Source organism: Qipengyuania flava, from assembly GCF_019448255.1.
GTDB lineage: Bacteria > Pseudomonadota > Alphaproteobacteria > Sphingomonadales > Sphingomonadaceae > Qipengyuania > Qipengyuania flava_A.
The window spans coordinates 799,058-813,022 of sequence record NZ_CP080410.1; the positions used below are offsets into that span (position 1 = coordinate 799,058).

Annotated in this window: 13 protein-coding genes; 5 read left to right on the plus strand and 8 right to left on the minus strand. The window is 65.2% G+C overall.

What is annotated here, in order from left to right:
• Positions 1-33 precede the first annotated feature (33 nt).
• Positions 34-939 carry a DMT family transporter gene (locus KUV82_RS03945; RefSeq protein ID WP_219955594.1) on the plus strand — a complete coding sequence of 302 codons (906 nt, stop codon included), beginning with the start codon at positions 34-36 and terminating at the stop codon, positions 937-939.
• A 4-nt stretch (positions 940-943) separates the two neighbouring features.
• Here the strand turns inward: KUV82_RS03945 and KUV82_RS03950 are convergent, their stop codons facing one another.
• The 6 genes from KUV82_RS03950 to KUV82_RS03975 all read right to left on the minus strand — a co-directional run bounded on the left by KUV82_RS03950 (position 944) and on the right by KUV82_RS03975 (position 7,960).
• Positions 944-2,260 (minus strand): DUF2254 domain-containing protein, encoded by a 1,317-nt coding sequence (locus KUV82_RS03950; RefSeq protein ID WP_219955595.1) that lies wholly within the window; start codon positions 2,258-2,260, stop codon positions 944-946.
• A 59-nt stretch (positions 2,261-2,319) separates the two neighbouring features.
• Positions 2,320-4,440: a prolyl oligopeptidase family serine peptidase gene (locus tag KUV82_RS03955; protein WP_219955596.1), complete on the minus strand. Its 2,121-nt coding sequence runs from the start codon at positions 4,438-4,440 to the stop codon at positions 2,320-2,322.
• Between the two features lie 27 nt (positions 4,441-4,467).
• A complete protein-coding gene (gene nadA / locus KUV82_RS03960) occupies positions 4,468-5,454 on the minus strand; it encodes a quinolinate synthase NadA (RefSeq protein ID WP_219955597.1) in 987 nt (328 codons plus the stop codon).
• 102 nt (positions 5,455-5,556) lie between these two features.
• The gene (locus KUV82_RS03965; protein WP_219955598.1) at positions 5,557-6,327 is read right to left on the minus strand and encodes a hypothetical protein; all 771 of its coding nucleotides are present in this window, start codon (positions 6,325-6,327) and stop codon (positions 5,557-5,559) included.
• Positions 6,328-6,416: 89 nt separating this feature from the next.
• Entirely contained in the window at positions 6,417-7,103 is a 687-nt protein-coding gene (locus tag KUV82_RS03970; protein ID WP_219955599.1) for a DUF4230 domain-containing protein, read from the minus strand.
• The gene (locus KUV82_RS03975) at positions 7,088-7,960 is read right to left on the minus strand and encodes an MBL fold metallo-hydrolase (RefSeq protein ID WP_219955600.1); all 873 of its coding nucleotides are present in this window, start codon (positions 7,958-7,960) and stop codon (positions 7,088-7,090) included. Before KUV82_RS03975 ends, KUV82_RS03970 begins: the two co-directional genes overlap by 16 nt.
• A 63-nt stretch (positions 7,961-8,023) precedes the next feature.
• On the opposite strand from KUV82_RS03975, the gene KUV82_RS03980 reads away from it, so the two are divergent.
• Positions 8,024-9,487 carry a glycerol kinase gene (locus KUV82_RS03980; protein ID WP_219955601.1) on the plus strand — a complete coding sequence of 488 codons (1,464 nt, stop codon included), beginning with the start codon at positions 8,024-8,026 and terminating at the stop codon, positions 9,485-9,487.
• On the opposite strand, the gene KUV82_RS03985 is transcribed toward KUV82_RS03980, so the two are convergent.
• Both KUV82_RS03985 and KUV82_RS03990 read right to left on the minus strand, forming a co-directional pair.
• A complete protein-coding gene (locus KUV82_RS03985; RefSeq protein WP_219955602.1) occupies positions 9,488-9,943 on the minus strand; it encodes a DUF1465 family protein in 456 nt (151 codons plus the stop codon).
• 93 nt (positions 9,944-10,036) lie between these two features.
• Positions 10,037-10,246, minus strand: a complete 210-nt coding sequence (locus KUV82_RS03990; RefSeq protein WP_219955603.1) for a YdcH family protein — start codon at positions 10,244-10,246, stop codon at positions 10,037-10,039.
• Between the two features lie 168 nt (positions 10,247-10,414).
• On the opposite strand from KUV82_RS03990, the gene KUV82_RS03995 reads away from it, so the two are divergent.
• The 3 genes from KUV82_RS03995 to KUV82_RS04005 all read left to right on the plus strand — a co-directional run bounded on the left by KUV82_RS03995 (position 10,415) and on the right by KUV82_RS04005 (position 13,889).
• Positions 10,415-10,570: a DUF465 domain-containing protein gene (locus KUV82_RS03995; protein ID WP_219955604.1), complete on the plus strand. Its 156-nt coding sequence runs from the start codon at positions 10,415-10,417 to the stop codon at positions 10,568-10,570.
• A gap of 71 nt (positions 10,571-10,641) precedes the next feature.
• A complete protein-coding gene (gene ptsP, locus KUV82_RS04000; protein WP_219955605.1) occupies positions 10,642-12,912 on the plus strand; it encodes a phosphoenolpyruvate--protein phosphotransferase in 2,271 nt (756 codons plus the stop codon).
• A gap of 140 nt (positions 12,913-13,052) precedes the next feature.
• The gene (locus KUV82_RS04005; protein ID WP_219955606.1) at positions 13,053-13,889 is read left to right on the plus strand and encodes a helix-turn-helix domain-containing protein; all 837 of its coding nucleotides are present in this window, start codon (positions 13,053-13,055) and stop codon (positions 13,887-13,889) included.
• Positions 13,890-13,965: the final 76 nt, after the last annotated feature.

Below are 13,965 nucleotides of genomic sequence, written 5' to 3' on the forward strand. Positions count from 1 at the left end.
GGCGCGACTTGGCCATTGAGCTAGGGGCGGGTCATGAGCAGCGCAACCGCCACGCCGGACAAGAATGGCTTTCAGGCCAGCGCATGGCACTTTGCTGCGCTGCTGGCGGGCAACGTCGCGCTTGCGCTTGGGCCGTGGCTTGTGCGGCTTTCCGATACCGGTCCCGTCTCGGCCGCGTTCTGGCGCCTGCTCTTGCCCGTACCGATCCTGGCCGTCCTCGCCTGGCGGGCGCATGGCGGAGGGCCGATTGATCGCAGGCTGGCGCTACTGTGCATGGCGGCGGGCGCCTTCTTCGCCTTCGACCTTGCGAGCTGGCACGTCGGGATCGAGCAGACGCGCCTCGCCAACGCCGTGCTGTTCGGCAACTCGGGCAGCGTGATCCTGATGGTCTGGGGAATGGTTGCTGCCAAGCGCGCGCCGAGCGGTCGCGAGGGGGTAGGGGTATTGGCCGCTCTGACCGGAGCGGCAATCTTGCTTGGGCGAAGCCTCGAGATCTCGGCGAGCTCGTTCGTTGGCGACCTGTTCTGCCTCGCGGCCGGCATTTTCTACGCTTTCTACCTGCTGCCCGCCCAGAAAGCGCGGGCGACGCTTGGCCCCTGGGCGGTGTTGCTGCTGGTGAGCCTGGCCGCATCGCCTTTGTTGCTAGGCATGGCACTAGTTGCGGGCGAACCCGTGCTGCCGGGGCCCGCAGGCTGGACACCGATCCTGCTGCTTGCCTTCAGCAGCCAGATCGTCGGTCAGGGGCTGCTGGTGTTCTCGCTGCGCCATTTCCCGCCGCTCATCATCGGCATGGCGCTGCTGACCCAGCCGGCGATTGCCGCGCTGGTCGGGTGGCTGGTCTTCGGCGAACTGCTCGTCCCGCTCGACATCCTCGGCATGGCCCTGGTCGGGGCGGCGCTTGTGCTGGCGCGCGCGCCGGGCCGCAGCCGGGTGCGCTAGAGCCTCACCAGAAGGACTTGTTGAAGGCGGTGAGGTGGTCCTCGAACTGTTCGAGGTCCGGGCCGACTAGGATCAGCCGCGCCTGGTCTGCGAGGCGTTCTGCTTCGACTTTAAGCAATTTCTGGCGCCGTTCGTCCTTGATCGGCACGGCGGCGTTGGCGAGCGTGTCGAGCATGACTTCGGCGGCGATCGGCGAACTCGCCACCGCGCTGCGGATCGCGCCGAACCCGCGCTTCACATAATGGTCGAAATTGTCGGCAACGGGAATGACGGGGCAGTCGTCTGCATCCTCGCCGCACACGTCCTTGCGCAGGTCGCGCCGACCGATCTCGGCGGTGGCGGCGCCGAGCCAGTGCAGCGCGGTTATCGCGGTGAAGGGATCGTTGATCCCCGGCGACAGCGCGCGAAGGCCGATCTCCACCAGTTCGTCGATCAGGAACTGCGGGTCCTGTTCGGGCGTGCGTGTCGAGCCGAGGGTGAAGCCGCCGCGCACCTTCTTCTCGATGTCATCGGGCTCGCAGCCGTCGATGTCCATCAGCGGCATGTCGCGGTGGACGAAATCGCCCGTGCGCACGCGAAGGGAAAAGGTGCATCCGCAGTCCCGCGCGATTCCCTCGAGGTCCTCGAAGTCGATCATCTGCACATAGCCCGTGCCCCAGGCGAGCAGCGGCTTTCCTCCGACCGGTTCGACAGCGTCGGAAAATTCGTCTTCTACCGGATAGGTTTCGCGGATGGCCTCAAGCAGCCGATCCCCGATGCCCTTGAGCACCTTGTTGATCCGGATGCTGGAGGGGATGTGGTTGAGGAAGAAGACGAGCACCGCGACGCACAGACCCATCAGCGCGTAGGCGACCAGCAGGGACAGCTGCGGCGTAAAGCCGGGCAGGGCGGTTGCCGCGGCGTCGGCACCTGTGGCAGGTGTCTCGTCCTCGGCCCGCACGGCGCGCAGCACGATCAGCGCGTAGACGAAGCTGCCGATGAAGGTCGCAAGACTGAGCTGGTTGCCGCGATCCTCCATGAAATTGGTGAGCAGCCGCGGCCCGTAATTGCCGCTTGCGTAAGCGACGGCGGCAATGGTGATCGAGAACACGGTAGAGGCGACGCCGATCATGCTGCCGGCCATCACCGTCAGCATGTCCGATGCACCCTTGGGCCGTGCAGGGACAATCCAGTCGACGTCGTTGAGGACTTCGGCAAAGCCCGCGCGGTCGAGGCCGACCATGCCGAAGGCCAGCGCCGCTGCGATGATCGAAAACAGCGCCGGGTAGAACCAGTAATTGGCGTTGAGGCGCGCCCAGAAGAAGCGGATGTCGGCGGTCAAACGGGCGTTCCCTGACGGTTGCGGTCAGCTAGGGAACGCCCGAAAGCGCGATGGGTGCCTTACTCCACTCCTGAGCCGATCTCGCGGTTGAGATAGGCCAGCAGCAGGGCCGCGCGCGCCGCGTCCTCTTCCTTGTCCGACCCGACCGAGTGGCCACCTTCGGTCGCCTCGCGGTAGTAGAAGGTCTGGCCCCAGGCTTCGTGCTTCGCCGCCGCCTTGCGGGCGTGGCCCGGATGTACGCGGTCGTCCAGCGTCGAGAGGTAGTAGAAGGCTGCGGGCACGTCCGGGCCCTGCCGCATGTTCTGGTAGGGCGACCAGGCCTTCATGAAGGCCCAGTCTTCGGCCACGTCCGGGTTGCCGTATTCGGCCATCCACGAAGCGCCCGCGAGCAGCTTGTTGTAGCGCCGCATGTCAATGAGCGGGCTGCCCGAAATGATCGCGCCATAAAGGTCCGGCCGCTGGTTGGCGACCGCACCGACGAGCACGCCGCCGTTCGAGCGTCCGCTGGCCGCAATCCGGCCGGGAGTGGCGAGCCGGTTGGCAACGAGATCGTCGGCCACGGCGTGGAAATCATCGAAGCTGTTCTGGCGCTTTTCGCGCAGCGCGTCTTCGTGCCAGCGCGGTCCGTACTCGCCGCCGCCGCGGATGTTGGCGAGGACATAGGCGTTGCCGCTTTCCACCCAGAACAGGCCGAGCGGACCGCTGCGATAGGGTTCGGCGGTCAGGTACTTGGGCGTCTGCGCCGCGCGGAAACCGCCATAGGCGTGGATCAGCGTCGGCAGCGGGCCTTCGGCGTCCTTGGGCCGCACGAGGTAATAGGGCACGCGCGTGCCGTCCTTGGAGATGGCGAACTCCTGTTCGACTGCGAACTTGCTCGCGTCGAATTGCGCCGGCTCGCTCGCCACCGCGACGGCTTCGCCTTCGCTCGGCACGGCGTAGAGCGTGGGTGGGGTCAGCATGTTCTCGACCGTGACGAAGGCGGTGTCGCCCTTGCCGCTGGTCTCTGCGATCTGGATCGTGCTGTTGGCGGGCAGTTCCATGGCGCGCTGGGTCCAGCCCTCGGCGCTCGGTGTCAGTTCGATCAGCTTGCCCGACACATCGTCGAGCACGGTGACCCAGAGCTTGGTTTCCGACGCTGCGACGTCTTCGACGGCCTGCGTTTCGCTCGGCTCGAAGATCACGGTCGGGGCGGCGCTGCGGCCGGCCGCGATATCCTCAAGCGACCAGGCGACCAGCGCACCCACCGGCGCGCTCCACCCGGCGCTCGACACCTGCAGCGAGTTCATCTTGGCGATCACATGGCCATCGAGCACGGCCTCGAAGCCTGCGTCCGAAGGCAGCGGGAGCGAAATGAGCGAGCCGTCTTCGGCGACAAGGCTGTATTCGCTGGTCCAGAAGGTCGGGCCGCGCCGCACGAAGCGCCAGCGAGTCTCGCCATCGAGGATCGAGAAGCCGCTCATGCTGATATCGGCCTGCTCGCCCTCGGCAATCAGACGCGCTTCGGAGAATTGCGTGCCGCGTTGCCACAGCTTCACGAGGCGCGGGTAGCCGGAATCGGTGAGCGATCCTTCGCCTTCGTCGGTGCCTACGAACAGCGTGTCCGCATCGTACCAGGCGACGTTCGACTTCGCTTCCGGCAGGGTAAAGCCGCCCTCGACGAAACCGCCCGTCGTCATGTCGAATTCGCGCACGACATCGGCATCGGTGCCGCCCGGGCTGAGCGAAACGAGGCAGCGGGTGTATTCGGGCGCAAGGCAATTGGCTCCGTGCCATACCCAGCTCACGCCTTCGTCCTCGCCAAGCTGGTCGACGTCGATCAGAGTGCGCCATTCGGGCGCGTCGGCCTGGTAGCTTTCAAGGCTCGCGATCCGCCAGAGCCCGCGCGGATTGTCCGCATCGCGCCACAGGTTCGTGACCTGATCGCCCATGATCGCCGAGGGCATGGCGATCTGGCGGGTGTCTTCGAGGATCTGCTTCGCCCAGGCCTTGGCGACCGGGTACTCCGGCTGCGCGGCCAGCACCGCTTCGGTATCGGCGTTCCATTCGCGGACCTTGGCGAGCGCATCTTCGCCCTGGATTTCCTCCAGCCAGATATACGGATCGTCCGCATCGGTTTCCTGCGCCTCCAGCGGGGCAGCGGCAAAGGCAAGCGAAGCGGCCAGCGCAAAACGTGCGACCATGGTGTTCTCTCCCGGTGTTGAGGGGCGTCAGACCTTGCCCAGATCGCCCTTGCCGATCGTGCCGCTGGCCATTTCGAGCATCTTGTCGAGGCTCTGCTTGGCCTTCAGGCGCAGGCCTTCCTCGATCTCGATACGCGGTTCGAGGTCGCGCAGGCAGGCGTACATCTTCTCCATGGTGTTCAACGCCATGTAGGGGCAGATGTTGCAGCTGCAGTTCCCGTCCGCACCCGGCGCGCCGATGAAGGTCTTTTCGGGCAGCGCCTTTTCCATCTGGTGGATGATGTGGGGTTCGGTGGCGACGATCAGCGTGTCGCCTTCGAAGGTCTTGGCGAACTGCAGGATGCCGCTGGTCGAGCCCACGTAGTCCGCGTGGTCGACGATGGTCGGCGGGCATTCCGGGTGGGCGGCGATCGGCGCATCGGGATGCTGGGCCTTCAGTTTCAGCAGCTCGGTCTCGCTGAAAGCCTCGTGCACGATGCACACGCCCGGCCACAGCAGCATCTCGCGGCCGAACTTGCGGCTCATGTAGCCACCAAGGTGCCGGTCGGGGCCGAAGATGATCTTCTGGTCTTCGGGGATCTGGCTGATGATCGTCTCGGCCGAGGAGCTGGTTACGATCACGTCGGAGAGCGCCTTAACCTCGGTCGAGCAGTTGATGTAGGTCAGCGCGATGTGGTCGGGGTGCTTTTCGCGGAAAGCCTTGAACTTCTCGGGTGGGCAGCTGTCTTCGAGGCTGCAGCCAGCGTCCATGTCGGGCAGGACGACAATCTTCTCAGGGCTAAGGATCTTGGCGGTATCGGCCATGAACTTCACGCCGCAGAACACAATTACGTCTGCGTCGGTTTCGGCTGCCTTGCGGCTCAGCTCGAGGCTGTCGCCCACGAAGTCGGCGATGTCCTGGATGTCGGGCGTCTGGTAGTAATGCGCGAGGATGATCGCGTTCTTCTCCTTGCGGAGGCGATCGATCTCGGCGAGCAAATCCTGGCCGGTCGGAAGGTCGGTCTGGGCGGTCATGGTTGGTCCCGTCTGCTGCAATTGGATGCGCTTATAGACAGAACGGCCCTGAAGGCGAGTGCGTTCCGGGCAAGCTGGCTTGCCCGGCGCTCACCCGCTTCGTCACATGCCCGGCGGCATGAAGGGATCGGGCGAGCGTTCGCCGCCCGGCGTGCCAGCCACGTGGCCCGCGACCCAGGTCTTGGCGTAGCCGGTGGCGCCGATCACCTCGCCCACGCCCATGGCCGCAATCGGGCCGATCAGTGCCCACCACCAGGCCTTGTGCACTGATCCGTGGACCCGCTTGTCCATGATCATGCCTGCAAGGATGAACAGCGCGGCGACCCCGAAGATGACGGGGAACACGAAGGGTACCACGAAGGGCAGCGGCAACAGGCGGGCAAGGCCCGGGATGCTGACCGTGACCATAGCGCCGAACATGAGGCGCTTGTGCCAATCGGGCTGGCGGCGCATCCGCAGCGCGGCAAAGGCCAGCACGCCGAAGGCGGCGAGGTGGAACAGGTTCACCACCAGGAATTCGCTCTGCGAGAAGAAGGGCGGGCCTCCGAGCACGCGCAGCGTCTCGAACGTGAGCCAGGTACCGAGCGCGAGCATCAGCGGGATGTAGATGGCGGAAATTTGCCCGAGCCGCATATGCAGCGCCGTATTGCCCTTGGCCGCCAGCGTTGCCTGCACGGTGTAGAGCCCGATGAAGCCCATGAAGACAACCGCGTGAAGGTGATAGACCAGCGGAACGTTGAAACTCGACCGTCCGGCCGCCGCATTGAGCGCAAAGCCGCCCACCGTCAGGATGGCCAGCAGCCAGGTTGCGATCAGGAAGAAGCGATGCTCGCCCGCAGCCGTGTGCGGCGGTGTATCGGCAAGCGTGGCCATGGTTTCGTGTCCCCCAACAAAGCCCAAGCGACCGAACTATCTGTTTTGGCGAAGCTATCGGCGGGGTGGGAGGACGTCAATCGGAGCCTTTAAGGCTCGTCCGCAAAACGCACGTCGACTTCCACATCACCATAGCCTGCGACCTGCATCGGTATGGCGAGGTTCTGGCGGACGGCCTCTTTGGCGGCTTGCCGGGCTAGCGCGAGGATTTCCGGGTTCTTGGCGAAAGCGGCGGCCTTGCGTTCGGCCTGCTGCGAATTGTTGCGGGCAAGGTCGGCGCTCGCATCGCGGCTGACATAGGTGCCTTCGGTGAAGACACGCTGCGCGCCTTCGTCGAGATTGGGGCGCGAAATCTGCAGCTGGGGGAGGGTCACCCCGAGCGTTTCGCCATCGGGATCCCAGGTGAAATCCGCCCGGTCCATTTCCGACAGGTCGAGCCGGTATTCCACGCTCGCCGGGATGATCGCCGCCTGCCGGCTTTCGAGCAGGTCGATGTTGAGCACGCCGCGCGTGTCGACGCTTTCCGCCACCACCTCGAAGCGCGAGGAAAAGACCGTGAGCGAATTCTGCTTCTCGAAAGCGAGCATGGCGCTGCCGACCGGATCGCCCTCTTCCTGGTAGAAGAACGCCCGCCAGCCGAGCCAGGCCACGGCGGCGATCAGAAGGATCACGATCATCCACGGCAGAGCCTGCACGCGGGCAAGCGGCTGCTCGCGGCGCAGATCAGGCTCTAGGGTGGTTTCAGCGGTGTCGCGGGTCTTCAGATCGTCTGCCATACATCGCCTGAACGGGCGACGAGGCCGCGCTGTTCCAGATCGATGAGATGTGCGGTCACCGACATCTCGGCCGCCTTGTGCAGCTTGGGATCGAGCCCCTTGTACAACTTGGGCACGAAATCGCTGGCCGCATGGGGCCCTTCGCCGAGATGCCGCACGATCTGGTTTTCGCGCTGTCGGCGGTGGCCGATCATCCCGCGCACCAGCTGGCGCGGTTTGTCCACCGGCTCGCCGTGGGCGGGGTAAAAGACGGTGTCTTCACGCGCGTAGAGCTTGTCGAGGCTCTTCATGTAATCGGCCATGTCGCCGTCGGGCGGGATCACGACGCTGGTCGACCAGCCCATGACGTGGTCGCCGGTAAACAGCGCGCCGCTTTCTTCCAGCGCAAAGCAAAGGTGGTTCGACACGTGGCCGGGCGTTGCGACCGCGGTCAGCGTCCAGCCCGGGCCGGTCATCTGCTCACCGTCCTCGAGCACGCGGTCGGGCGCGTATGTGCTGTCGAAGGATTCATCGGCGCGCGGCAGGTCGCTCTCGATCACCAGGGGTGCGCAGCCGACAACCGGCGCGCCGGTGCGCGCGGCCAGCGTCTTGGCGGCGGGCGAATGGTCGCGGTGGGTGTGCGTGCACATGATGGCGCAGACATGCTCTTCGCCGATGGCCGCATCGAGCGCCAGGAGATGCGCCTCGTCGTCCGGGCCGGGATCGATCACTGCGCAGCCATCGCCCAGTCCGACGATGTAGCTCTGCGTCCCGGTGAAGGTGTAGGGCGAAGGGTTCGGGGCGAGCACCCGGCGAACAAGCGGCTCGAGCTGCATTGCCTTGCCGGTCGGCCACGGTTTGGGAGGAGGTCCAGCCATGGTCTTGCATATGGGGCACTGGCTGCGCCATGTCACCTCCCGCTGCTTTGGAAGGGAGAAAGCATGGCCGATTGCATCCTCGTCCTCGACGCCGGGACAACTTCGACACGCGCGATGGTCTTCGCCGCCGACGGGTCGATGGAGGCCGTGGCGCAGGAGGAGCTTACGCAGCACTATCCGAAGCCGGGCTGGGTCGAGCATGACGCCGGCGAGATCTGGGAGAAGACGCTGGCCTGCGCCCGAACGGTCGTGGGCGAAGATGCCGGTCGCATTGCCGCCATCGGCATCACCAACCAGCGCGAAACCGTGGTGGCCTGGGACCGGGACACAGGCGAGCCGCTGGCGCGCGCGATGGTCTGGCAGGATCGCCGCACCGCCGATTTCTGCGCAGGCATGAAGGACTATGGCCACGAACCGCAGGTGCAGAAGCGCACCGGCTTGCTGCTCGATCCCTATTTCTCCGGCACCAAGATGCGCTGGCTGCTCGATAATGACGAGGCAGTGCGAAGCGCCTCGCAGGATGGGCGGCTGGCCTTTGGGACGGTTGAGAGCTGGCTGGTCTACAAGCTGTCGGGCGGCGCGCACCTCAGCGATGCGAGCAACGCCAGCCGCACGCTCCTGCTCGCGCTCGATGGCGCGCAGTTCGACGAGGATTTGTGCGAGTTGTTCGGCGTGCCGCGCGATAGCCTGCCGCAAGTGGTCGACACGCATGGGCAGCTTGCCACTTGTGATGCGCAATGGCTCGGGGCGCCGATCGCCATCTGCGGCCTTGCGGGCGACCAGCAGTCCGCCACGATCGGGCAGGGCTGCCTGTCCTTCGGCGAAACCAAGGCAACCTACGGCACCGGCGCCTTCGTGCTGACCAACAAGGGGCAGGAGATCCCGCATTCGGACAACCGGCTGCTCGGAACCGTGCTCTACCAGGAAGGCGGTACGCGGACCTATGCGATCGAGGGTGCCTGCTTCGTGGCGGGCAGCCTGGTGCAGTACCTGCGCGACCAGCTTGGCCTGATCGGCAGCGCCGCCGAGACCGAAGACCTCGCCCGCAGCATCGAGGATAGCGGTGAGGTGGTCATTGTCCCAGCGCTTGCAGGGCTGGGCGCGCCGCATTGGAAACCCGATGCGCGCGGCGTGATTTCCGGCCTCAGCTTCGCAAGCGGACGGGCGCAGATCGCCCGCGCAGCGCTGGAGGCGATGGCGCACCAGACACACGACCTCGCCAGTGCTTTTGCCGCCGATGGTGCGCCCTGGTCGCGCCTGAGGATCGATGGTGGGATGAGCGCGAACGACTGGATGGCGCAGGACCTTGCCAACATTCTCGACCTCGAGGTCGAACGGCCCGACTTTATCGAGACAACGGCGCTTGGCGCTGCGATCCTTGCCGCGGTCGGGTGCGGATTGCATCCCGACCTCGAAAGCGCGGCAGCGGCTATGCGCGGCGGCGCGAGCAGCTTTGCTCCGGATATGACAACCGATGTGCGCGACGCGCGGCTGGCGCGCTACGCGAGGGCGCTGGCAGCGGCCTGATCAGCCGATGGCAAAGGCCTGCGCAATGCGGCCCTGCAGCGAGGCGACCGGTGTCGCTTCTTCGCCCGTTGCGCGCCAGTCCCGGTCAAGCCGCGCGACGCGCGCGTGCAGGCGCTCGGTCTCTTCGATCAGCGCGCGGGTTTCGGGCTCCAGGCGCTGGAGGTTGTCGGCATCGGCCGCGCGTTCTTCGGGCAGGGTGCCGCAGCGTTCCAGCTGCTGTCGGCTCAGCTCGCCGGCGAAATAGGCGCGCTGGTTGAGCAGCCAGGCCAGCACATGCATGACCCTCGTCGTGGTTCGCAGGCCTTCGATCGACAGGGCGACGCGGGTCAGGTCATCGGCGTTCGACTGGTTCTCGTTGAAGCTCAGATCGAAAGCGGCGCGTGCGTCGTCGGCAAGCACAAGCGCTTCGGAATAGAGCTCTTCGATGATCTCTTCATTTATATTTTTAGCGGCCATGGGTGCACCGGATAGGCGCTCGCAAGCCATCCTTCCAGCGCGTTAACCGTGCGTGTCCCGCAATGGCACGGCGAATTACCTAAAACATTGAAATCAAGCGATTATATCGGGAAGGAGCGTGTCTTCGATGATCGCGATCCGGTCCTTCAACGCCAGCTTGCGCTTCTTCAGCCGCGCCAGCTGAAGCTGGTCGACGAAGCCGCGCTGTTCGCCCGCCTCGATCAGCGCGGCAATCGCGACATCGAGATCGCGGTGTTCGCTGCGGAGCAGTGCCAGCCTCTTGCGCAGTTCCTGTTCGTTCACGCGGACCTTCCCGGACAATCGCCTTATGCGACCGCTTCGCCGCATGCCTATAAGAAGCTTCTTTGTAAATTCTCAATCCTGTGGTTTGATACTCGTCCTAGCGGCCCGTGCCGCGTGAAGCACACGAGTCGCTCCTGGGGTCGCACAACCCAACTAGGAGACAGCCCGATGCAATCATCCCATGTCGACGCGCTCAAAGCCAAGCACGCCGGTCTCGAGGCCCGCCTGCACGAGGAGCAACTCCGACCGGCGCCCGACATTTCGATGATCCAGCAAATCAAGAAGCAGAAGCTCAAGATCAAGGAAGAGCTCGCTTCCTGCTGAACACGGCAATCAGGGGGCGGGGCAAGGCGCCCCGCTTCCGCTCCTTAACTTATTTGCTATAGCCTGCGGCCATGTCAGCTGCTGCTTCTGCTCGCCAAATTCTTACCCGCCTGCACGAAATCATGGCCGGGCGTACCCACGCCCAGCACAAGCTCGACCGCGTGGTCGAGATTATCGCCGATAGCCTGACGAGCGAGGTCTGCTCGATCTACCTGCTGCGCGAAGGGGCGCTGGAGCTTTACGCGACCCAGGGTCTCAACCCCGAAGCGGTCCACGTAACGCGGCTTGCGGTCGGCGAGGGCCTCACCGGCACCATTGCCCAGAACATCGAGACGCTGAACCTGGCAGAAGCCAAGGCGCATCCGGACTTCGCCTATCGCCCGGAAACGGGGGAGGACAAGTTCCACTCCTTCGCCGGCGTCCCGATAGTCTACCGCGAGCGTGCGGTGGGCGTGCTGTGCGTGCAGCATGTCGAACCACGGCGCTACGAGGAAGTCGAGATCGAGGCGCTGCAGACCACCGCCATGGTCCTGTCCGAACTGATCGCCCACAAGGAACTGGTCGACGACGAGGAGGAAATCGACCTCGAGATTGCCCATGTCGAGAACGACGTTCTCGAAGGGCTGACGCTGGTCAAAGGCCTTGCTGCGGGTCGGGCCGTGTTCCACCAGCCGCGCATCGAGATCGACCAGGTGGTGGCCGAAGACATCGAAGCCGAACGCCAGCGCGTCTACCGCGCGTTCGACAAGATGCGCGACCAGATCGACGCGATGGGCAAAGAGCCCGAATTCGGGAAGGGCGGCGAGCATGTCGAGGTGCTCGAGACCTACAAGATGTTCGCCTACGATGAAGGTTGGGGACGGCGCATCAACGAGGCGATCGACAGCGGGCTGACCGCGGAGGCTGCGATCGAGCGGGTCCAGCAGCGCACGCGCATGCGCATGCGCGAAATCGACGATCCGCTGCTGGCCGACCGCATGCACGACCTGGAGGATCTCTCCAACCGCCTGCTGCGGATCGTGTCCGGCCAGCTGGGCACCGCTGCAACCCAGGGGCTTCGCCGCGACACGATCCTGTTCGCGCGCAACCTCGGCCCGGCCGAACTGCTCGAATACGACCGCCGCCGCCTCAAAGGCGTGGTGCTGGAAGAAGGCTCGCTCACCGCCCATGTGGTGATCGTGGCACGGGCCATGGGCGTTCCCGTGCTTGGCCGGGTTTCCGGCCTTCGCACGCGGGTCGCGGAGGGCGACGAGGTTATCCTCGATGCCGACAAGGGCACGGTGACCCTGCGGCCCAACCAGCCGGTGCTCGACGCGTTCGAAACCCGCTTTGCCCGCACTCGCGAAAAGCAGGCGACCTATGCCGAGCTGCGGGATGTCGAGCCCTTCACCCGTGACGGCACGCGCATCACCGTGATGATGAACGCGGGGTTGCGCGATGATATGAGCGCGCTGGCCATGAGCGGGGCGGACGGCGTTGGCCTGTTCCGCACCGAGTTCCAGTTCCTTGTGTCCTCGACCCTGCCGCAGCGCGAGCGTCAGATGCGCCTCTATCGCGATGTTCTCGATGCGGCGGGCGACAAGAAAGTCGTTTTTCGCACGGTCGATATCGGCGGGGACAAGGCGGTGCCCTATCTCGACCACGCGCCGGAGGATCGCGACGAAAACCCGGCCATGGGCTGGCGCGCCCTGCGCCTCTCGCTCGAACGCGAAGGCCTGCTGAAAGCGCAGGCACGTGCACTGCTTGAAGCGGCCGCCGGTCGGTCACTTTCGGTCATGTTCCCCATGGTCAGCGAACCCTGGGAATTCGACGCCGGCAAGCAGGTCTTCGAAGACCAGCTCGACTTCCTGCGCAAGCGCCGCAAGCTGGTGCCCGAGAGCATCGAGTACGGCTGCATGCTCGAAGTGCCCGCGCTGGCCGATGTGCTCGACCTGCTCGCGCCCAAGATCGCCTTCCTATCGGTGGGGACCAACGACCTCACTCAGTTCCTGTTCGCTGCGGACCGGGCCAATCCCAAGCTTGCCGAACGCTACGACTGGCTGAGCCCTGCGATCCTGCGGTTCCTGGCGCGCGTGTCGAAATCGCTTGTGGGGCAGGATGTCCGCCTTGGCGTGTGCGGCGAAATGGGCGGGCGCCGGCTCGAGGCGCTGGCGCTGCTCGGCATTGGCTATCGCCGGCTGTCGATTACGCCGGCAGCGGTCGGGCCGATCAAGGAACTGGTCCGCAAGGTCGATCTCAACGAGCTTTCCGACCAAATGGCGCTCTGGCTTGCCTCGCCCCCGCATGATATGCGTGCTGCATTGCAGCAATGGGCGGAAGAGCGCGACATCGAAACCGACTGATTTCATCGCGCGGCAGCCTCTTTCTGTCCGTACCAAGCCTGTCGGGCGCTTTGCGCGCTTGACAGGGGCACCGCGAAGCCGCTTTTCCTGCGTCAACAGACATGCGGGAAAACCGCAGTGACGCATTATTCGGGGATCGCATGAGCGACGAAGACACACTTGAGCAGCAGCCGGTCGAGGAAACCGGCGGCGTGGGCGCCAGGCTGAAGGCGGCCCGCGAAGCCAAGGGTCTCGACCTTGCCCAGGTTGCTGCCGAAACGCGGATCCCGCAACGCCACCTTCTCACGATCGAAAACGGGGCTTTGACCGAGCTTCCGGCGCGGACTTACGCGGTCGGATTTTCGCGAACATACGCACGGCTTGTCGGCCTCGACGAGCGCGAGATCGTTGAACAGGCGCGCCAGGAACTGGCGGAAGGCAACGAATACGGCGCCGCACCGGCCAAGTTCGAACCCGGCGATCCGGCCCGGGTCCCGGGGCGCGGGCTTGCCTGGTTCGCCCTGTTTGCCGCCGTGCTTCTCGTGGGCGGTATCTACGCGTTCTACTCCAGCTATTTCGCGCCCGGCCTCGGCCCGGCCCCGCTGGAGGATCCGGCAGCTGCCGAGGCTCTGGCTGACGAGAGCGATGGCGAGGCTCCCGCGCAAGCGGCTGCGGGGCAACCCGCGGCCACTGGACCCGTCGTCTTCACCAGCGAGATGGATGGCACCTGGGTCAAGTTCTACGACGCGAACGGCGAACGCCTTTACGAAGCGCAGATGGCAGCGGGAGACAGCTATACCGTGCCAGCCGATGCGGAGGGCCCGCAGGTCTGGACCGGGCGCCCCTATGCGCTCGCCATAACCATCGGCGGACGAAGCGTACCCAAGCTTTCGGAAGTGGACGAGGTGGTGCGCGATGTGCCGATCACGGCCGAAGCCTTGCTCGCGCGGCCTGCGCCCAGCGCTACTCCCGCCGAAACCGCCGCAACCAGCGGTTAATTTTCCTGTCTGCGAAAGGGGATAAGCCCCTTCATGGCCTCGACAGATTCGGGGCTCTAAGGCATTTTTCGTAACC